The sequence below is a fragment of the Microbacterium sp. NFH-22A-Y genome (assembly GCF_021401375.1).
Lineage (GTDB): Bacteria > Actinomycetota > Actinomycetes > Actinomycetales > Microbacteriaceae > Microbacterium > Microbacterium hominis.
Genome location: NZ_JACBGF010000005.1, coordinates 1 through 18,726 on the forward strand (window position 1 = coordinate 1; position 18,726 = coordinate 18,726).

The following is an 18,726-nucleotide window of genomic DNA, read 5'->3' on the forward strand; positions in this document are numbered from 1 at the left end:
CGGCCGCCGCCCGTGCGACGCGGGCCGCGGGCGGCGTCTCGCGCGCGAGGGTGCGCGCCACCTGCTCACGGGCACGGCTCGCGAGCCGATCCTGCAGCTCGCCCAGATCGCGCGAGGTGCCGACCGAGCGGCCGCGGTGGTCGACGGCGCGGAACGTCACGAGCAGGTGGGAGGGCACGCGGTCGAGGTCGAAATCGGCGACCGTCACCGGCTGGTTCGCGATGCGCTGGATGCGGGTCGCGAGGGCGGCGCGCAGCGTCTGCGGCGGAAGCCCGTCGTGATGCTCGGGCCCGGCGTCGCTGAGCTCCTCGCCGAGGCGGGCCGCCCAGTCGGCGGCCGGCACCACGTGGCGGCGGATCGCCTTGGGCAGCGCCTTCAGCAGCGCGGTGGTCAGTTCCGCGCGCAGCCCCGGGACCTGCCAGTCGAAGCCGTCCGGTCGGAGCCCCGCCAGCAGCGGAAGCGGGACGACCACGCTCACGCCGTCCTCGGGATCGCCCGGCTCGAAGCGGTACGCGAGGGAGAGCACCTGATCGCCCTGATGCCACCGGCCCGGGAACGCGCGCTCATCGGAACGCGACGCGTCGCCCTGCAGGTCGGCCTCGGTCATGTCGAGCAGCCGCGGGGTGCGCGCCGAGGCGTCGCGCCACCACGACTCGAACGAGCGCACATCGAACACGTCGGACGGCAGGCGGGAGTCGTAGAAGGCGAAGACGGCCTCGTCTCCGACCAGGATGTCGCGGCGGCGCTCGCGCTCCTCCACCTTCTCGAGGCGGCGACGCAGGTCGAGGTTGCGCCGTTCGAAGGCCGTCAGCCGCTTGTCGAGGTGCTGGCTGTTCCAGTCGCCGTCGACGAGCGCGTGCCGCACGAACAGCTCGCGTGCCAGCGGCCGGTCGATCCTCGCCAGCTGCACCCGCCGGCGGGGGATGATCTCGACGCCGAAGAGCGTGACCTTCTCCGCGGCGACGGCGGCGCCGGCATCCTTCGACCAGTGCGGATCGCTCAGCTGGCGGTGGGCGAGATCGCCGGCGAGCTCCTCGGCCCACGCCGGATCGATCGCCGCCACGGTGCGCGCGAACAGACGCGACGTCTCGACGAGCTCGGCGGCCATGACGGCGTCGGGGGTGGCCTTGCGCAGCGCCGAACCGGGGAAGATCGCGAACGCGCTCCCGCGTGCGCCGCGGAACACCGGGATCGGCTTGCGCTTGTCGGCGGGCCGGCCGCTGGCCTTCGCCGCCACGGAGCGGGTGTCGAGGATGCCGATGTGGGAGAGCAGCCCCGCGAGGATGGCGCGATGGACCAGGGCGGGATCGGCGGCGCTCCCGTCGGTGCGCGGCGAGTCGCCCGCGGCGGTGCGCGAGGACGTGCCCATCAGCTGACGCAGCTGTCGGTGCACGTCGACCCACTCGCGCACGCGGACGTAGTTCAGGAACTCACTGCGGCACAACCGCCGGAACGCGCTCGACCCGAGCTCACGCTGCTGTTGCTGCAGGTGGTTCCAGAGGTTGAGCAGGGTGAGGAAATCACTGGTCGGGTCGGTGAACCGCGCGTGGAGCCGATCGGCCTGCTCGCGTCCGGCGCCGTCCTCCACCGACGGCCGCTCGCGCACGTCCTGGATGGACAGCCCGGCCACGATGGCCAAGACGTCGGGCAACACCTGCAGGCGCCGCGCCTCGATCAGCATGCGCGCGAACCGCGGATCGATCGGGAGGCGTGCGATCTCGCGTCCGAGCGACGTCAGCCGCCGCGACGGCGTGACGGCGCGCAGCTCGGTGAGCAGGTCGAACGCAGCCTTGACCCCGCGGCTGTCGGGCTTGGTCAGGAACGGGAAGTCCTCGATGTCGCCGAATCCGAGGGAGAGCATCTGCAGGATGACCGACGCGAGCGACGTGCGGAGGATCTCGGGCTCGGTGTACTCCGGCCGCGAGCGGAAGTCGTCCTCGCCGTACAGCCGGATCGCGATGCCGTGCGACGTGCGTCCCGCACGGCCGGAGCGCTGCTGCGCCGAGGCCTGCGAGATGGCCTCGATCGGCAGGCGCTGGATCTTGGAGCGGACGCTGTAGCGCGAGATGCGCGCGGTGCCCGCGTCGACGACGTAGCGGATGCCGGGGACGGTGAGGCTCGTCTCGGCGACGTTGGTGGCGAGGATGACCCGGCGCCGCACCCCGGCGACGCCGGACGGCTCGAAGACGCGGTGCTGCTCCGCCGCCGACAGACGGCCGTAGAGGGGGAGGACCTCGGTCGGGCGGGTGTCTCTTGCGTACATGCCGCGCACGGCATCCATCGCGTCGCGGATCTCGGCTTCACCGGGCAGGAAGACGAGCACGTCACCGTCGGCCTCGCGATCGAGCTCGCGCAGCGCGGCGAGCAGCGCGTCGACGTCGTCGCCGTCGGCGGGCGTTTCGACTCGGCCCTTCGGGCCTCGCTCAACGACCGGGGCGGCGTTCGGGCCTCGGTCGGCGACCGGGGTGGCGTTCGGGCCTCGGTCGGCGACCGGGGCCTCGGGGACGTGCGGACGGTAGCGGATCTCGACCGGGTACGTGCGGCCGGAGACCTCGACGATCGGCGCGGGGGTGCCCTCCGCATCCGCGAAGTGCCGTGCGAAGCTCTCCGGGTCGATCGTCGCCGACGTGATCACGACCTTGAGGTCGGGACGCTCCGGGAGGATCCGGGCGAGGTAGCCCAGGAGGAAGTCGATGTTCAACGACCGCTCGTGCGCCTCGTCGATGATGATCGTGTCGTAGCGGCGCAGCAACCGGTCGCGGTGGATCTCGTTGAGCAGGATGCCGTCGGTGACCAGAGCGACCTGCGTCTCATCGGAGACGTGATCGGTGAAGCGCACCTTGTAGCCGACGGCGCCGCCGAGGGGAACCTGCAGCTCGTGCGCGATGCGTTCCGCGATCGTGCGTGCGGCGATGCGGCGCGGCTGGGTGTGGGCGATGCGGGTGCGGCCGAGCTCCAGGCAGATCTTCGGCAGCTGCGTCGTCTTGCCCGAACCGGTCGCGCCGGCGACGATGACCACCTGATGCGTCGCGATGGCGCGCGAGATCTCCTCCCGCGCGGCGCTGACGGGCAGCTCCGGAGGGTAGGAGATCACGGGGGCGACGGGAGGCATAGCCCTCCATCGTATTGCGCGTCAGCGCGCCACGGTGCCCGCGTGGTCCACGACGGGCGCGGATGCCGGGCGAAACCCCGAGACCTCGACGATCGCGTCGAAGTAGGCGAGGAGCGCGTTCGGGATGTCGCCGAGCGGGGTCGACAGCACGACGAGGCTCAGCTTCTTCGAGTCCGGCACGGGATACCAGTACTGCGCGACCAGCCGCCGCTGGGTGAACGGGGCACCGTCCTCGAACTCGACCGACTCGTCCACGCGATGCGCGCGGACGACCTCTCCGTCGGAGAACGGGCGTCGCACGGCGGTCGCAGCCATGTCGGGCGCGATGGTGGGCAGGGCCTCTTCGAGCACCGCCAGCACGTGCTGCGGGTTCGTGCCGATCGACGGGCTCATGCGGAGGCGATCGTCGTCGAACAGCGTCAGCATGGCCGACATCGTCTCGCCGGGACCGAGCTCCGTCTGCAGCAGCAGCAGTCGTCCGTGCGCCTCGCGCGCGGCCCGCGCCGCCTCCACGAGGTCGTCGCGCATCCGACGGCGGGCCGTCGCGTGCTGATCGGCGGTGCCGAGCGTGCCACGGGCGACGTCGGTCGCCGAGGCGCGCGCCTCCTCGTCGCTGTCCAGCGCCACGGGCCACCAGGTGCCGACGAGGCGGAACACGAGCTCCGGGACGGCGTCGTCGCTCACAGCTTCTCGAGGTCGACGCGACTGAGCGTGACGCCGCCGTCGTGCAGCGCCGTCACATCGTCGGGGAGTCCCGCGACCGCCGCGGACAGGTCGACGATCTTCTCCTCGTCTGCGGCATCGCGGGCGATCACGGTGACCGTCTCGATGCTCGCGGGCGTGGTGTCGCGGATCGCGACGAAGATCGCCACGAGGCGCTCGGCGGTGACCGGCTCGTCGGCGGGCACCAGCACGCTCACCGACAGGGTCTTCGCCATGCCGGAGGTGCTCACGGTGCCCAGCGGATCCTCGACCCCCGGATCGGCCGCCGCGACGGCGGCGTAGACGCTCTGCAGATCCACGTCGGTTCCTTCCTGTGCGGCGCTGGACGCGGCGGGCGCGCCGCCTCCGCCGGTGCATGCGGTGAGCGCCGCCACCGCGAGGACCGCGGCGGCCGCGGCGACGGCGAGTCGAGTCGTTCCGGGCATCATTTCTCCTGCCAGGAGTAGTAGGTCGTGTCATAACCGTACGTGCTGCCGTCGCCGATGAAGTACGCGTTGAGATCGTCCTGCGTGGCGGGCGGCACCCGATCGATCTGGCTCTGCAGCGTCGAGTTGTAGGCGGAGGCGTTGTGGATGCCGCCGACGCCCTGAGCCGCCAGAGGCGACGGCGTGTTGATCGTCGTCCAGTTCGGCCGCTGCTGGGCGTATCCGCCGGTGCCGAGGGAGATCACCGAGTCGAGGCGCGGCACCGGGTCGCCGTCGTGCTGCACCGAGACCACGGTCGTCGAGGACGGGATGGGCATGCTGTCGATCGGTGCGCCGGCGACCACGACCGCATCCCAGTTGTAGTCGGAGTTGTAGGCCGCGAGGTGGCCCGCCATGATCCCGCCTTGGCTGAAGCCGACGAGCATCACCGGGTCGTCCGGCCCCACCCCGGCCTGCTGCATCGCCTGCAGGACCGCGCGCTCGTACTGCGAGCGCAGGGAGGGCGTGAGCATGAGGGCGAGGTTGCTGTCGAGGTCGTTGACCGCTCCCTGGTCGCCGTTGAACCGCGAGAGCCACTCCTGCGTGCTCGGCAGAGCGACACGCCACCGCACGACCCCGTCGGCGTCGACCACCTTCGTGACCTTGATGACGGTCTCGTCGGCGCTGTCGGCGGTGTAGTGGCCGAGGGAGTCGACGTAGCCGGCATCCTTGATGGCGTGCGCGAGATCGGTGGGCTCGCCCTGCGAATCGCGCTTCTCCCGCCGGGTGCGGTCGTACTCGCTCACCTGCGGGGTGGGCTTGAGGACGTCCGAGAGGATGCTCGAGAGGAGGAACCCCGCGAGCAGTCCGACCACCAGGGCCGCGATGAGCGGACCGATCACGGGGATGAGCGAGAGCAGCGCATAGACCAGCGCGAGGATCAGGACGGTCCCCACCAGGGCGAGCACGGTCGAGACGAGTCGCTGGAGCTCGTCCCACAGATCCTGAAGGAAGTCGCCGACCCACTTCGCCAGATCGGCGAAGAACGAGCCGAGACCCTCGAAGAAGTTGCCGACGCGATCGAGCCACCCCTCGTTGGTCGCATCGATGGCGCTGTCGATGAGCGCCATCGCGCGCTGCGCCGCCTGCTCCATGTCGCGTCGCGCCTGTTCGTGGGCCTCGCGAGCCGCCGAGGCGGCGTCGTCGTACCGTCGGGCCGCGGCGCGCGCGTCGGCGAGCTGACGCTCCGCGGTCTCGATGTTCGCGGCGGGGGCGGCCGACTGCTCCAGGCTGCGCACGTGCCGGTCGAGCGCGGAGACCTGCGTGCCCGCGCTGCCGGCGTGCCGCTCGGCGTACGCCTCGCTCGCGTCGGCCTCGTCGGCTTTGCGGTGGGCGTCGCGAAGCGCCGCCGCATACTCGACCAGCGCATGCGCCGTGCCCGCGTAACGGCCGTGGGCGGCGCTCAGGTCTCCGGCCACCTGGCCGCTGCGCTCGCGGATCGCGTCCAACGAGCGGGCGGTGCTCGCATACGCGAGCGCCCGGAGGTCGTCGGCGGCGCGTTCGATGCGGCTGGCCGACGAGACGTAGGTCGCCGCGCGCTCGGCCAGCGCGTCGGGGTTGCCGGGAAGGGTCATCAGCGGTCTCCGTCCGTCGGGGGCGTCGGTGCCGGGCCCGGTGTCGGCGTCGGGACGGGGGCGGGCGCGGGCGTGGGGGTCGCGGAGGCCGCGTCGCGCACGTCGGCGGCGGCCGCGGCGTCGCCCGACCGGCTCTGCTGCACCGCGGCGGCCAGGTCGGTGTCGAGGTCCTCGAAGGTGTCGACGACCGCGCGCAGGTAGTCCGCGATGAACGTGAGGTTGTCCTCCAGCTTCCCGCGCGCGATGTCCCACTTGCCGCCGAAGTCGCGGACCTTGCCGGCCAGCCCGTCGTGACCCGTGTAGCCCGCCGTCTCGTCGGCGATGCGCTCGGCCGTCGAGAAGTCGCCCGCGATCCTCTCGGCGCGCGACGCGCTCGACAGGACCTCGCTCACATCGATCTTCAGATCGCTCATCTGTCCGCCTCCCTCCTGACAACCTAGGGGAGCCCTCGACGCGTCGCGATGGGGAGAACAACCCATGCCCCGGATGCCGCGGCATCCGCCCGCGGGGCGATCGGGCGCACCTACGCTGGAGGACATGACGATTCCCCTCCTGACACTCAACGACGGTCACACCATCCCCCAGCTCGGCTTCGGCGTCTTCAAGGTCGACCCGGCGCAGACCGAGAGGATCGTCTCCGACGCGCTCGAGGCGGGCTACCGCCACATCGACACGGCCGCCATCTACGGCAACGAGGAGGGCGTGGGCCGTGCCATCGCCGCGAGCGGTCTGTCGCGGGACGAACTGTTCGTGACCACCAAGCTGTGGAACGACCGCCAGCGGGGCGACGAGCCGCTCGCCGCGATCGACGAGAGCCTCGAGAAGCTCGGCCTCGAGGCCGTCGACCTGTACCTCGTGCACTGGCCGGCGCCGGCCAACGGTGCCTACGTCAACGCGTGGGAGAAGATGGTGCAGATCCGCGACGCCGGCAAGGCGCGCAGCATCGGCGTCTCGAACCACCTGCCCGCGCACCTGTCCGAGATCATCGCGGCGACGGGCGTCACCCCCGCCGTCGACCAGATCGAGCTGCACCCGGCCTACCAGCAGCGCGACGTCACGTCGTTCGCGAAGGAGCACGGCATCCTCATCGAGGCGTGGGGCCCGCTCGGTCAGGGCAAGTACCCGCTGTTCGACGAGGAGCCCGTCGCCGCCGCGGCCGCGGCCCACGGCAAGACGCCCGCCCAGGTCGTGCTGCGCTGGCACATCGAGCAGGGCCACATCATCTTCCCGAAGTCGAACAACCCCGAGCGCATCCGCGAGAACCTCGACCTGTTCGACTTCGCGCTGACCGCGGACGAGGCGGCGGCCATCACGGCGCTCGAGCGCGGCGGTCGCGTCTCGGCCCACCCGGACGAGGTCAACTGATGCCCGGCTCCACCGGGGCGGCATCCCGTCGCCCCGGTGGAGCTCGCGCGCGGGGTCAGACCCAGCCCTGCATCCAGTTGTGCAGCCGGTAGAAGTCGTACGGCACCTGCATCGCCGACCAGAGCGGATACCAGAACGCCGACAGGACGACGGCGACGACGAGGAACACGATCACCACGCGCTGTCCGGCCGTGCGGCGCGTGGGTTCGGCATGGGCCGCACCGGCGATCTCGCGGAGCGCGAACGCGAGCGCCAGCAGCAGGAACGGCCAGATCGCGATCGTGTAGAACTGGAACACGGTCCGCTCGGGGTACAGCAGCCACGGCACCCACGTGGCCGCGATGCCCACGAGCACGACCGCGTGGCGCCAGTTGCGATCGACCGCGAAACGGTAGACGAGGTAGAGGGCCGCGATCACCGAGGCGTACCACAGCAGCGGGTTCGGCATGCTGTAGAGGATCTGCAGACAGCCGTTGTCGCCGGTGCACCCGTTCTGCCCGTCGGCGCTGGAGAAGGCGTACATCGAGGTCGGCCGCCACAGGAACGGCCACGCCCAGGCGGCGCTGGAGTAGCTGTGGGGAGATGTCATCCCGACCATCGATCCGTAGATCGTCTGGTGATAGGTCCACAGGCTCTGGATGGGCAGCGGCACCCAGGAGAACAGTCCCGTGGCGGGGCTGATCTCGGCGGCGTTGCGGTCGTAACCGCCGTCGCTGAGCAGCCATCCGCTCCACGAGCCCAGGTAGACGACGGCGGCGGCGGGCACCAGCAGCACGAACGAGACGAGCCCCTGCCGCACGGCATCCATCGGCCAGAAGGTCACCCCGAGCCGGCGGCGTTCGAGGGCGTCGGTGACGACGAGGTAGATCCCGATCCCGGCGAGCACCCACACGCCCGACCATTTGACGGCCGTCGCCGCTCCCGCCGCGGCGCCGGCCGCGATGATCCACGGGCGGTTCCACAGCACGGCGCCCCACGCCGGCGGGGCGTCGTCGGACCGGAGCGCGACCGTCGCGGCGGCGAGGCGATCGAGATGGCGGCGGCGGTCGAGGAGCGCGAACCAGAAAGCGAGGAGCACGAAGAACGCGAGGAACACGTCGAGCAGGGCCACCCGGCTCATCACGATCCCCAGACCGTCGATCGCCAGCAGGAACGACGTCACGGTCGCGAACACGGTCGAGCCGGTGAGGGTCTTGGCGACCAGGAACAGCAGCAGCACCAACGCCGTGCCGAACAGAGCGGTCATGAACCGCCACCCGAACGAGCTGTCCGGGCCGAACAGCCACATCCCGATGCCGATGAGGTACTTGCCCAGCGGCGGGTGCACGACGAAGCTCGGATCCGTCGTGAAGATGCCGGTCTCGCCCGCCGCGAAGCGTGCGTCGGCGCCGTCCGGCCAGGTCGCGGCGTAGCCCAGGTTCCACTGGCTCCACGCGTCTTTCACGTAGTACGTCTCGTCGAAGACGAGGGCGTGCGGATGCCCCAGGTTCCCGAAGCGCAGGATGCCGGCGAGCAGCGTGACCAGCAGCGGCGCCAGCCAGGCGTACAGCCGCTGGAGGCGGGGCTCGGCGGCGACGCGCTCGCGCCAGCGGTCGTAGGCGGACGTGCGCGCGGGCGGCAGCAGCGGCGGAAGCGACTCGGCGGTGGTCGACACGGCCACAAGCCTAAGCTGAAGCGGTGATCATCCTCGGCGCGACTCCCATCGGCAACCTGGGCGACGCCTCGCCGCGGCTGGTCGCGGCCCTGGAGCAGGCGACGGTGATCGCGGCGGAGGACACCCGCACGACGGTGCGGCTGCTGCAGGCGCTCGGCATCGCCAATCGGCCCCGCCTCGTGGCGCTCCACGACCACAACGAGAAGCAGCGCGCGGCCGAGCTCGTCGCCCGTGCCCGCGACGAAGACCTGCTCGTCCTCAGCGACGCCGGCATGCCCACCGTCAGCGACCCCGGATTCGGCCTGGTCGCGGAGGCGGTCGCGCAAGGCGTGACCGTGACCGCACTGCCCGGTCCGAGCGCGGTGGTGACCGCGCTCGCCGTGGCAGGGCTGCCGACCGACCGGTTCACCTTCGAGGGTTTCCTTCCGCGCAAGGCGGGGGAGCGGACGCGTGCACTGGGTCTGCTCGCCGCGGAGCCGCGCACGATGGTCTTCTTCGAGGCGCCCTCACGGGTCGCGGAGACGCTGGACGCCATGGCCGCCGCGTTCGGCGCCGACCGCCCCGCGGCGCTGTGCCGTGAGCTCACGAAGCTCCACGAGGAGGTCGTGCGCGACGGCGTCGGGGCGCTGGCGGCGTGGGCGTCCGGCGGCGTCCGCGGCGAGATCGTCCTCGTGGTGGGCGGCGCGCCCGCCCGGGAGGTGTCCGCCGCGGACGCCGTCGCACACGTGCAGGCGCTCGTGGCCGACGGTGTGCGGCTGAAGGATGCGGCGGCCGAGGTCGCGGCCGCGACGGGGCTGTCGAGCCGCGACCTCTACCAGGCGGTGCTCGCCGCCCGATGACCGGGGGATCCGGTCAGAGCTCCGGTCCGCCGAGCTGGGCGAACGCCTCCGGCGTGGATTCGGCGGACGTCGCGCGGGCGGCGGGCGCGTCGACGCCGGGAAGCGCCCACGCGGCGAACGACGCGCCCGTGCCGCGCAGCCGCACCGCGCCGCTCGGGTCGGCGTCGAGGCGGACCGCGCCGTACAGCGGCCGTGCCGCGTCGGCGCCGATGAGCGCGCCGCTGGGCAGGATCACGTCGAGGTCGGTGGAGGCGGCGACCACGAGCACCGCCTCTTCGGCGCTCTCGCGCACGAAGGCGACGGAGCCGGCGTCGGCGTGCAGCCAGCGCAGGCCGCCGGTCGAGAGTGCGCGGTGGCCTCGGCGCAGCCCGATGAGCTCGCGGTAGAGCGCGATGCGGGCGGCGATCGCGGGCTCGTCGGCCCGGTCCCAGGGGATCGGCGTCCGGCTCATCTCGCCGTCGACCGCCTCGAGGCCGAACTCGTCGCCCGCGTAGACGACCGGGATGCCGGGGAGGGTCATCGACAGCCCCACCGCCGGCACGATCGACTCCTCCGTCGCGTACGTCGCGAAACGGGCCGTGTCGTGGGTGTCGAGTGCGTTCATGGTGCCCAGCTGCACGCGCCACGGGATCTGGCTCGTGAAGCGCTGCAGCTGTCGGACGAACTGCTCCGCGGTGTAGTGCGGCATCCCCGTCGGCAGACCGAAGAACCACATCTCGTCGGTGACGCGCCCGTCGAACCCGCGGTGCGGGAGGGAGCGCGGTTCGGCCAGCCAGGCCCAGACGCCCCGGGTGAACGCCGGATACGTCATCCCGCCGTGCCAGGCGTCGCCCTGCAGGTCGCTCGCCGCGTCGTTGGTGGACTCCGCGAGCAGCAGGGTGTCGTGCGCCACCTCGACCATGGTGCGTCGCAGTGTCTGGCGTACCTGCGCGTTGCGGTCCTCGGCGCCGAGACGGCCCGTCATGTTGGCGACGTCGATGCGCCACCCGTCGATGCCGTAGGGGGCCGTCAGCCAGCGGGCGACGACCGACTCGGGGCCCTCGATGAAGCGGCGGCGCAGCTCCGCCGAGCTCCAGTCGAACTTGGGCAGCGTCGCGGCATCCAGCCAGGTCTCGTAAACGGTGTGGGCCTCGTCGCGGAAGTAGTAGAACGCGGCTTCGGGGGCCTCCGGAGACCCGTAGGCGGCGCGGAACCACTCGTGCGCCACTCCGGAGTGGTTGGTCGTCAGGTCGCCGATCACGCGGATGCCGCGGCCGTGCGCCGCCGTGATGAGCCGGCGATACGCGTCGTCGCCGCCGAGCAGCGGATCGATGAGGTCGAAACGGGACGCGTCGTAGCGGTGGTTGGACTCGGCCGGGAAGACGGGCGTGTGGTAGAGCGCCGTGACGCCGAGGTCGACGAGGTGGTCGAGCTTCTCGACGGCACCGTCCAGGTCGCCGCCGTAGAGCTGGCGGCTGCGACCGGGGTGGGTCGGATCCAGCGGTTCGTCCCACGCCGCCGGCAGCGCCCACGGCGGGGCGGGGCGATCGTCCGCCGCGGCGGAGCGCGCGAAGCGGTCCGGGAAGATCTGGTACAGCACGGTGTCGGTCATCCAGGTGGGCGGCGGGTTCCCGGCGACCAGGGCGAAGTCCTGCGCATCGAGGGCGTCGATGTCGGACAGTCCTGCCTGGCTGAGCACCTCGACCCGGCCGTCCGCCGCGACGAGGTGGAAGCGGTAGCCGTGGCGGGGGTTGGCGACCACGATGCGCGCCGACCACCACTCCCATCCCTCGGCGGTGCCGTCGTGCACGGCCTCGACCCAGGCCGGCTCGTGGTCCGGGTTGCTGCGCACGACGACGCGGACGACCGGTCCGTAGTGCGCGGGGACGCGCAGGCGGACGGTGACCTCGTCGCCCAGCGCGGGGTCGGCGTGCGAGACGTGCAACGGCGAGCCGTCGTGGTGCGGGCGTGCGGGATCGATCATGAGAACCTCCGGAAGGATGCCGACGCGCACGTCGGCGATGGATGCGACGTGGTTGCACGGAGGTCCGTGACAGAGCCCTCTGATTGTGTACTGGTGGCGTGTGGTCTGCTGGCGCCGCCGAGCGGCGGAGCCCTACTTCACCGAGCCGGCCGTGAGGCCGCCGACGATGAAGCGCTGCAGCGACAGGAAGAGCGCCATCGGCAGGATGGCGGCGAGCACGGCCCCGGCGGCGAAGACGCTCCAGTTGCGCGCGGTCTCCTGCGACACGAACTGATACAGCCCCACGGCCAGCGTCTGCTTGTCGGGATCGACGAGGATGACCGAGGCGATCAGGAAGTCGTTCATCGTGCCGATGAACGAGAGCAGCCCGATCACAGCGAGCACCGGCGCCACCAGGCGCAGGATGATCGTGAAGAAGATGCGGGCGTGCCCCGCCCCGTCGATCTTCGCGGCCTCGTCGATCGAGGCCGGGACGGTGTTGAAGAACCCGTACATGAGGAACGTGTTCACCCCGAGCGCCCCGCCCAGGTAGACCATGATCAGTCCGATCTGGGAGTTGAGTCCCAGTGCCGGGAAGATGTCGCCGATCGCGCTCATCAGCAGGAAGATCGCGACGACGGCGAGCAGCTGCGGGAACATCTGTACCAGCAGCAGCGTGAGCAGTCCGAACCGGCGCCCCGAGAACCGCAGACGCGAGAACGCATACGCGGCGAGCGCGCACAGCACGACCGTGAAGAACGAGGTCGTGAGCCCGATGAACACGGAGTTCACGAACCAGTTGCCGTAGGGCCGCAGCGGATCCTGGAAGAGGGCGATGTAGCTGCCGATGTCGACCTTGGCGAACAGGCTGTTGGCCGTCAGCAGCGTTCCGCCGGGGTTCAGCGACGCCGACAGCACGTAGACGAGCGGGAACGCCGCGAACACGAGCATGACGATGCCGACGAGGTGGCGCCAGCCGGTCTCGCGGAACCAGCGGCCGAAGGGGCGCCGCGGGTGCGTCGCGGCCGTCGCGGCGGGTGCCGCCGGTGCTTCGGCGGTGCGGGGGAGGGTGTCCGGGACGGTCATGTCAGTTCAGCTCCTCGAGAACCTTGGTCTGGCGGAAGCTGAGGTAGGAGATGACCGCCACCAGCACGAAGATGATGATCGAGAACGCGCTGGCCAGTCCGTAGTCGCGCTCCGCGCCGACGAAGGCCACCTTGTAGACCATCGAGATGAGGATGTCGCTCGCGCCCACGTTGATGGAGGCGTCCGCGAACCGCGGCCCGCCGCCGGTCAGCATGTAGATCAGGTTGAAGTTGTTGAAATTGAAGGCGAACGACGAGATCAACAGCGGCGCGACCGACACCAGCAGCAGCGGGAACTTGATGTGGCGGAAGATCTGCCACACACCCGCGCCGTCGACGCGGCCGGCCTCCTGGATGTCGTCGGGGATGGCCTGGATCGCCCCCGTGGTGACGAGGAACATGTAGGGGAAGCCGAGCCAGAGGTTCACGACCAGGATGGAGATCTTGGACAGCAGAGGGTCCTGCAGCCACGGGATCGCCGCCCCGCCCAGGAGCGTCTGGTTGATGAAGCCGAAGTCCTGGTTGAACATGCCCTGCCAGACCAGGGCGGACAGGAAGGCGGGGAAGGCGTAGGGCAGGATCATGATGACCCGGTAGTACTTCTTGCTCTTCATCCGCGGATCGTTGAACACGATCGCCAGGAACAGGCCGAGGGCGAACGTGGTCGCCACCGACAGGATCGCGAACACGAACGTCCAGACGAGCACCGCGAGGAACGGGCCCCGGATGGACTCGGTCGTGAACGCCCGCACGAAGTTGTCGCCGCCGACCCAGACCTGCCAGCCGGTGGCGAGGGTCTGCCCGTCGGCGGACGCGAACGAGCCGTTGCCGTTGTCGGTGTAGACGACACCGGTGTCGGTGTTCGTCATCGTGTCGGCATCCGCGTCCCACACGAGCGTCGAGACGTACTGGTAGGCCGTCGAGCCGTCGCGGGTCTGCAGCGTGCCGTCGTTCGGATCGTCCGAGAAGGGCACGGCCATCGCGGACACGGCCTGCTGGTCGGCGACGAGACGGGCGAAGTCCAGCGTCGTGTAGCCGGGGAGCGAGACGGCGCGGTCGCCCGAGAATTCGGCATCCGGCGCCGCGGCGAGAGGCCGGTCGGCGCCGCCGATCTCGGCCTGTCCGTCCGGCGTGGTGACCAGGAAGAAGAGGGCGCCGTCCTTCTCGAGCACCGACACGGGGTAGGCGGCGGAGTCCTCGACGCGCTGCTGGTTCTGGATGAGGAGCGCGTTGACCGCATCGTCCTTGCTGGACACGTGACCCGAGCCGTAGTTGGTGAAGGCGATGTAGATGCAGTACAGGACGACGAAGATCTGGAAGACGAAGAGGAAGACGAGCCCGGGGGTCAGGTACTTCGCGGGAAGCAGGCCCGGCTTCAGGTACACGACGTTGATCGCGAGGATGCCGAGGGCGACGACGGCGGCGACGAGGAGGCTGTCCTTGGTCAGCAGCACCAGGATCGCGTAGACCGCCATCGCGTCGATGATGCCGAGGCAGACGATCTTGACCAGCCACACCTTCCAGCCGGCGCCGGCGGCTTCCGCCCAGGCCTCGGCGCGTCTGCGGCGCCGAGCGGCGGCGCGGTCTTCGGGCGCACGCGTCGGGGGCGGCGCGGCGATGGTGGGGCCAGTCATCTTCGACTCCTGTCGGAAAGGGTGGGGGAGCGGTCGAGGAGGGGCGGCGGTGCGGCCGCCCCTCCTCGCGGGATCAGCCGAGCTTGCTCGTGATCGAGTCGGCCATCGTGGTCCACTCCGCGGTCGGGTCGGAGACGCCCTTGATGAGGGCGGCCTCCGTCTTGCCCCAGTCGTCCCAGACCGAGCCCATCTGCGGGATCGAGGGCATCGGCACGGCGTTCGCGCCGACCTTCGCGAAGCCCTCGACGATCGGGTCGGACTGCGCGGCCTCGAAGGCGGCGGTCAGTGCCGGCGGACGTCCGCCAGCCTGGAAGAGCGCCGTCTGGACATCGGCGGTGGCGATGTAGTTGACCAGGAACTCGTTGGCGATGAGGGCGTTGCTGCTCTTGGCGCTGAGGAAGAACGTCTGCACGCCGGCGAACGGCTGGGCGTCGCCGCCGCCCGCGGTGGGGATGGCGTCGACGGCGACGTCGATGCCGGCCTTCTGGGCATCCGCGACGTTCCACGGGCCGGTCAGGAAGTACGGCGACTTGCCGGCGTTGAAGGCCTCCTTGGCGAGGTCGCCGGAGAGGTTCAGGTTCAGCACCTTGGTGCCGGTGTCGCCCTGCGCGGCGAGCCAGGCGGCGAACTTCTGTCCGCCCTCGTCGCCGATGGTGAGCTTGCCGGCGTCGTAGGAGCCGTCGGCGTTGCGGGCGAACACCGAGGTGCCGAACGACGTCTGGAACGGGTAGAGGTGGTACGGGTCGGATGCCTGCGGGTCGAGTCCGACGACGAACGGGTACTCCGTGCCGGCGGCGCGGCCCTTGGCGATCATCTCGTCGTAGGTGGCCGGGGTCGAGTCGGCCAGCGCGGTGTTGCGCAGCACCGCGATGTTCTCGATCGCGTAGGGCAGTCCGTAGGTCTTGCCTTCGTAGGTGACGGCTTCGACGGCGACCTTCTCGAAGTCGGCGGCCTTGTCGCCGAGCTCGACCGGGGCGACGATGCCGTCCTTGACGAACGCGCCGATCCAGTCGTGGCCGCCGATGGTGATGTCCGGGCCCTTCCCGGTCGGAACCTGCGCGGTGAACTCGTCGCGGATCTTGCCGTAGTCCTTGACGACGAGGTTGACCTTCACGCCCTTGTCCTGCTCGAACTTCTTCGCGACGTCCTCCAGGGCGCGTGCGCGGTCGGCGTCGACCCAGACGGTCAGCTGGCCGCTGGTCGCGGCCCCCGCGTCTGCGCTGCCGGTGGGCTGTGCACTCGAGCCGCCGGAGCAGCCGGCCAGTGCCAGGATGCCCGACGCGACGAGCAGTCCGAGGGCGACGGCGCCCTTCTTCTTCACCTTCATCGGTGTGCCTCTCTCTGGGATCACAGGGGGAGAGGGGCCGTAGCTCGGCTGCTCCGCCGCCCTGGGGTGATGTCGCACCGGGTGCGAACGCCCTCAATTGTGCGGTCGGAAATCGAAAGATAACGGCTTCGTTATCGAACTGTGACCGGTTACAGTCTCCCGACTGTGATCGGTTACAGTGAGGGGTGCTCTTCGAGCGGGAATCGTTGTAGACACCGGTAGAGTCGGCTCTCGTGACACCGAGCGACGTGCCGAGGAAGCCGACCATCCGCGACGTGGCCGCGGCGGCCGGCGTCTCGTACGGAACGGTGTCGCGTGTGCTCAACGGCGGACACTGGGTGTCGCCCGAGGCTCGGGCCGCCGTCGACGCCGCGATCGTCTCCACGGGCTACACCACCAACCAGGCGGCGCGGAGCCTTGCGACCGGGAAGACCGGCTCCCTCGCCTTCCTGCTGACCGAGTCGCAGCACGTCCTCCTGTCCGACCCGAACATGGCGCTGCTGCTGCGCGGCGCGACCGACGCGGTCTCCGAGCGGGGGATGACGCTCGTGCTCCTCATCGCCGACACCGAGCGCGAGCAGGCCAACGCCGAACGCTACGTCCGCGCCGGTCACGTCGACGGCGTGCTGCTCGTCTCCTCGCACGACTCCGACGATCTGCTCGGCTCGCTCGTGAACGCCGGCGTGCCGACGGTGTGCTCCGGCATCCCCCTGTGGGAAGGTCTCGCCGTGCCGCACGTCGCAATCGACGAGGTGGGCTCGGCGCGCACGATGACGCGGCACCTCATGGATGCCGGACACCGCCGCATCGCCCTGATCACCGGGCCGCTGGACACCCCCAGCGGACGCTTCCGCCTCGACGGCTTCCGCGAGGAGCTCGGTGAGCGCTTCGACGAGGACCTCGTCGAGGTCGTGGCGTTCACGCGCGACGCCGGCGCCGCGGCGATGTCCCGCCTCCTGGAGCGTGCCCCCGACGTGGATGCCGTGTTCGCGGCGAGCGACCTGCTCGCCGTCGGCGCGGCGCAGACGCTCGCCGCGCAGGGGCGTCGCATCCCGCAGGACATCGCGCTCGCCGGCTTCGACGACTCGGGTCTCGCCGAGGCGCACACGCCGCCTCTGACCACGATCCGCCAGCCCTGGGCGCAGATCAGCGCGACCATGGTCGAGATGGTCATGGACGCCATCGCCGGCCGCCAGCGCGACGCCGTCGTCCTTCCCACGACGCTGATCGTCCGCGAGAGCGCCTGACGGCGCGTAAGGGCTCCGCGGCGTCGTCACACGGGGGAGGCGACAGTCGCCCCGAACTAGAATCGACGGGTGACATCTGGTCAGTCCTTCTACATCACGACGCCGATCTACTACCCGAGCGATCTGCCGCACATCGGCCACGGGTACACGACGGTCGCCGTCGACACCCTCGCGCGCTGGCATCGCCAGGCGGGAGACGACACCTGGATGCTCACCGGCACCGATGAGCACGGGCAGAAGATGCTCCGCGCGGCGGCCGCGAACGGCGTGACGCCGCAGGAGTGGGTCGACAAGCTCGTCACCGAGTCGTGGTTCCCGCTGCTGAAGACGCTCGACGTCGCCAACGACGACTTCATCCGCACGACGCAGCCGCGCCACGAGGAGCGCGTGCAGCAGTTCGTGAAGGCGCTCTACGACCGCGGCTACATCTACGCGGGCGAGTACGAGGCGCTGTACTGCGTCGGCTGCGAGGAGTTCAAGCCCGAGGCGGAGATCGTCGACGGCACCGGGGCGTTCGAGGGCCTCAAGGTCTGCGCGATCCACTCCAAGCCGTTGGAGCTGCTGCAGGAGAAGAACTACTTCTTCAAGCTGAGCGAGTTCCAGGACCGCCTGCTGGAGCTCTACAAGACCGAGCCCGACTTCGTGCGGCCCGAGTCGGCGCGCAACGAGGTGGTCTCGTTCGTGCGGTCCGGGCTCAAGGACCTGTCGATCTCCCGCTCGGCGTTCGACTGGGGCATCACCGTGCCGTGGGACCCGTCACACGTCATCTACGTGTGGGTCGACGCGCTGCTCAACTACGCGACCGCGGTCGGGTACGGCACCGATCCCGACCAGTTCGCGCGGCGCTGGCCGGCCTACCACGTCGTCGGCAAGGACATCCTCCGCTTCCACGCCGTCATCTGGCCCGCCATGCTGATGGCGGCCGGGCTTGACGTGCCCCGCGGAGTGTTCGCCCACGGGTGGCTGCTCGTCGGCGGTGAGAAGATGTCGAAGTCCAAGCTGACCGGCATCGCCCCGACCGAGATCACCGACGTGTTCGGTTCGGACGCGTACCGGTTCTACTTCCTCTCGGCGATCGCGTTCGGCCAGGACGGCTCGTTCTCGTGGGAGGACCTGTCGGCGCGCTACCAGGCCGAGCTCGCGAACGGTTTCGGCAACCTCGCCTCGCGCACGACCGCGATGATCGAGAAGTACTTCGAGGGCATCGTGCCGCCGCCGGCCGCGTACACGGAGGGCGACCTCGGCATCCAGAAGATCGTGGCGGATGCCGCGTCGGCCGCCGATGCGGCGATGGAGCGGTTCCGTCCCGACGAGGCCATCGCCGCGATCTGGACGATCGTGGATGCGCTGAACGGCTACATCACCGAGAACGCGCCGTGGGCGCTGGCGAAGGATGACGCCCAGCGCGCGCGCCTCGCAACGGTGCTGTACACGGCGGCGGAGGGTCTGCGCGCCCTCGCGGTGCTGCTCAGCCCGGTGATGCCGGTGGCGACGCAGAAGCTGTGGGTCGCGCTCGGGCATGCGGGGCGTCTGCAGGACCAGCCGCTGCGTGAGGCCGGGAACTGGGGCGTGCTCGTCCCCGGTACGAGCGTGAACGGGCTCGAGCCGCTGTTCCCGCGCATCGAGCAGTAGGAGTTCCCGCCCGTCCCGCCCGTCTGTGTCCCACTTGCGGCGCGGCATGTCCCCAAAGATGCTCCCTGGGGGTGCGCTATCCGACAGAGAGTGGGACACGGACACGCGGCGGGGCCAGTGCGCCGGAG

General features: G+C 70.6%; 14 protein-coding genes. 4 read left to right on the plus strand and 10 right to left on the minus strand.

Translation table 11 applies throughout. The features are described 5' to 3' along the window. The 5 genes from hrpA to L0965_RS15345 form a co-directional block, all read right to left on the minus strand. A partial coding sequence (gene hrpA, locus L0965_RS15325) for an ATP-dependent RNA helicase HrpA (RefSeq protein WP_234058000.1) occupies positions 1 to 3,112 on the minus strand: 3,112 nt, incomplete at its 3' end. A gap of 21 nt (positions 3,113 to 3,133) precedes the next feature. Beyond that, the gene (locus L0965_RS15330) at positions 3,134 to 3,796 is read right to left on the minus strand and encodes a hypothetical protein (protein WP_101305981.1); all 663 of its coding nucleotides are present in this window, start codon (positions 3,794 to 3,796) and stop codon (positions 3,134 to 3,136) included. Further along, on the minus strand, positions 3,793 to 4,260 hold the full coding sequence (locus L0965_RS15335; protein WP_101305982.1) for a hypothetical protein: 468 nt from the start codon (positions 4,258 to 4,260) through the stop codon (positions 3,793 to 3,795). Before L0965_RS15335 ends, L0965_RS15330 begins: the two co-directional genes overlap by 4 nt. Beyond that, positions 4,260 to 5,873 carry an EI24 domain-containing protein gene (locus L0965_RS15340; protein ID WP_101305983.1) on the minus strand — a complete coding sequence of 538 codons (1,614 nt, stop codon included), beginning with the start codon at positions 5,871 to 5,873 and terminating at the stop codon, positions 4,260 to 4,262. The genes L0965_RS15335 and L0965_RS15340 overlap by 1 nt, the downstream gene beginning before the upstream one ends. Continuing rightward, the gene (locus tag L0965_RS15345) at positions 5,873 to 6,286 is read right to left on the minus strand and encodes a hypothetical protein (RefSeq protein ID WP_101305984.1); all 414 of its coding nucleotides are present in this window, start codon (positions 6,284 to 6,286) and stop codon (positions 5,873 to 5,875) included. Before L0965_RS15345 ends, L0965_RS15340 begins: the two co-directional genes overlap by 1 nt. 124 nt (positions 6,287 to 6,410) lie before the next feature. On the opposite strand from L0965_RS15345, the gene L0965_RS15350 reads away from it, so the two are divergent. Further along, positions 6,411 to 7,238, plus strand: coding sequence for an aldo/keto reductase (locus L0965_RS15350; RefSeq protein WP_101305985.1), 828 nt, complete (start codon positions 6,411 to 6,413; stop codon positions 7,236 to 7,238). Between the two features lie 55 nt (positions 7,239 to 7,293). Here L0965_RS15350 and L0965_RS15355 read toward each other — a convergent pair whose 3' ends face one another. Then, positions 7,294 to 8,892, minus strand: coding sequence for a dolichyl-phosphate-mannose--protein mannosyltransferase (locus tag L0965_RS15355; RefSeq protein ID WP_101307192.1), 1,599 nt, complete (start codon positions 8,890 to 8,892; stop codon positions 7,294 to 7,296). A gap of 23 nt (positions 8,893 to 8,915) precedes the next feature. Between L0965_RS15355 and rsmI the strand changes: the two genes are divergently transcribed. Further along, the gene (gene rsmI, locus L0965_RS15360; RefSeq protein WP_101305986.1) at positions 8,916 to 9,731 is read left to right on the plus strand and encodes a 16S rRNA (cytidine(1402)-2'-O)-methyltransferase; all 816 of its coding nucleotides are present in this window, start codon (positions 8,916 to 8,918) and stop codon (positions 9,729 to 9,731) included. A gap of 13 nt (positions 9,732 to 9,744) precedes the next feature. Here rsmI and L0965_RS15365 read toward each other — a convergent pair whose 3' ends face one another. The 4 genes from L0965_RS15365 to L0965_RS15380 all read right to left on the minus strand — a co-directional run bounded on the left by L0965_RS15365 (position 9,745) and on the right by L0965_RS15380 (position 15,719). Beyond that, complete coding sequence (locus L0965_RS15365; RefSeq protein WP_101305987.1) at positions 9,745 to 11,694, minus strand: glycoside hydrolase family 13 protein; 1,950 nt, start codon at positions 11,692 to 11,694, stop codon at positions 9,745 to 9,747. A gap of 132 nt (positions 11,695 to 11,826) precedes the next feature. Further along, positions 11,827 to 12,759, minus strand: coding sequence for a sugar ABC transporter permease (locus L0965_RS15370; RefSeq protein ID WP_101305988.1), 933 nt, complete (start codon positions 12,757 to 12,759; stop codon positions 11,827 to 11,829). 1 nt (position 12,760) lies between these two features. Then, positions 12,761 to 14,392 carry an ABC transporter permease subunit gene (locus L0965_RS15375; protein ID WP_101305989.1) on the minus strand — a complete coding sequence of 544 codons (1,632 nt, stop codon included), beginning with the start codon at positions 14,390 to 14,392 and terminating at the stop codon, positions 12,761 to 12,763. Between the two features lie 73 nt (positions 14,393 to 14,465). Continuing rightward, entirely contained in the window at positions 14,466 to 15,719 is a 1,254-nt protein-coding gene (locus L0965_RS15380; protein WP_101305990.1) for an extracellular solute-binding protein, read from the minus strand. Positions 15,720 to 15,952: 233 nt separating this feature from the next. Between L0965_RS15380 and L0965_RS15385 the strand changes: the two genes are divergently transcribed. Then, positions 15,953 to 16,966 carry a LacI family DNA-binding transcriptional regulator gene (locus tag L0965_RS15385; RefSeq protein ID WP_060959325.1) on the plus strand — a complete coding sequence of 338 codons (1,014 nt, stop codon included), beginning with the start codon at positions 15,953 to 15,955 and terminating at the stop codon, positions 16,964 to 16,966. Positions 16,967 to 17,035: 69 nt separating this feature from the next. After that, positions 17,036 to 18,598 (plus strand): methionine--tRNA ligase, encoded by a 1,563-nt coding sequence (gene metG / locus L0965_RS15390; RefSeq protein WP_101305991.1) that lies wholly within the window; start codon positions 17,036 to 17,038, stop codon positions 18,596 to 18,598. Positions 18,599 to 18,726: the final 128 nt, after the last annotated feature.

Coding starts and splice junctions, on each gene's coding strand:
- L0965_RS15335 (WP_101305982.1), bottom strand. CDS start 4,260: ATGCCCGGAACGACTCGACTCGCCGTCGCCGCGGCCGCCGCGGTCCTC.
- L0965_RS15375 (WP_101305989.1), bottom strand. CDS start 14,392: ATGACTGGCCCCACCATCGCCGCGCCGCCCCCGACGCGTGCGCCCGAA.
- L0965_RS15370 (WP_101305988.1), bottom strand. CDS start 12,759: ATGACCGTCCCGGACACCCTCCCCCGCACCGCCGAAGCACCGGCGGCA.
- L0965_RS15345 (WP_101305984.1), bottom strand. CDS start 6,286: ATGAGCGATCTGAAGATCGATGTGAGCGAGGTCCTGTCGAGCGCGTCG.
- L0965_RS15365 (WP_101305987.1), bottom strand. CDS start 11,694: ATGATCGATCCCGCACGCCCGCACCACGACGGCTCGCCGTTGCACGTC.
- L0965_RS15340 (WP_101305983.1), bottom strand. CDS start 5,873: ATGACCCTTCCCGGCAACCCCGACGCGCTGGCCGAGCGCGCGGCGACC.
- L0965_RS15380 (WP_101305990.1), bottom strand. CDS start 15,719: ATGAAGGTGAAGAAGAAGGGCGCCGTCGCCCTCGGACTGCTCGTCGCG.
- L0965_RS15350 (WP_101305985.1), top strand. CDS start 6,411: ATGACGATTCCCCTCCTGACACTCAACGACGGTCACACCATCCCCCAG.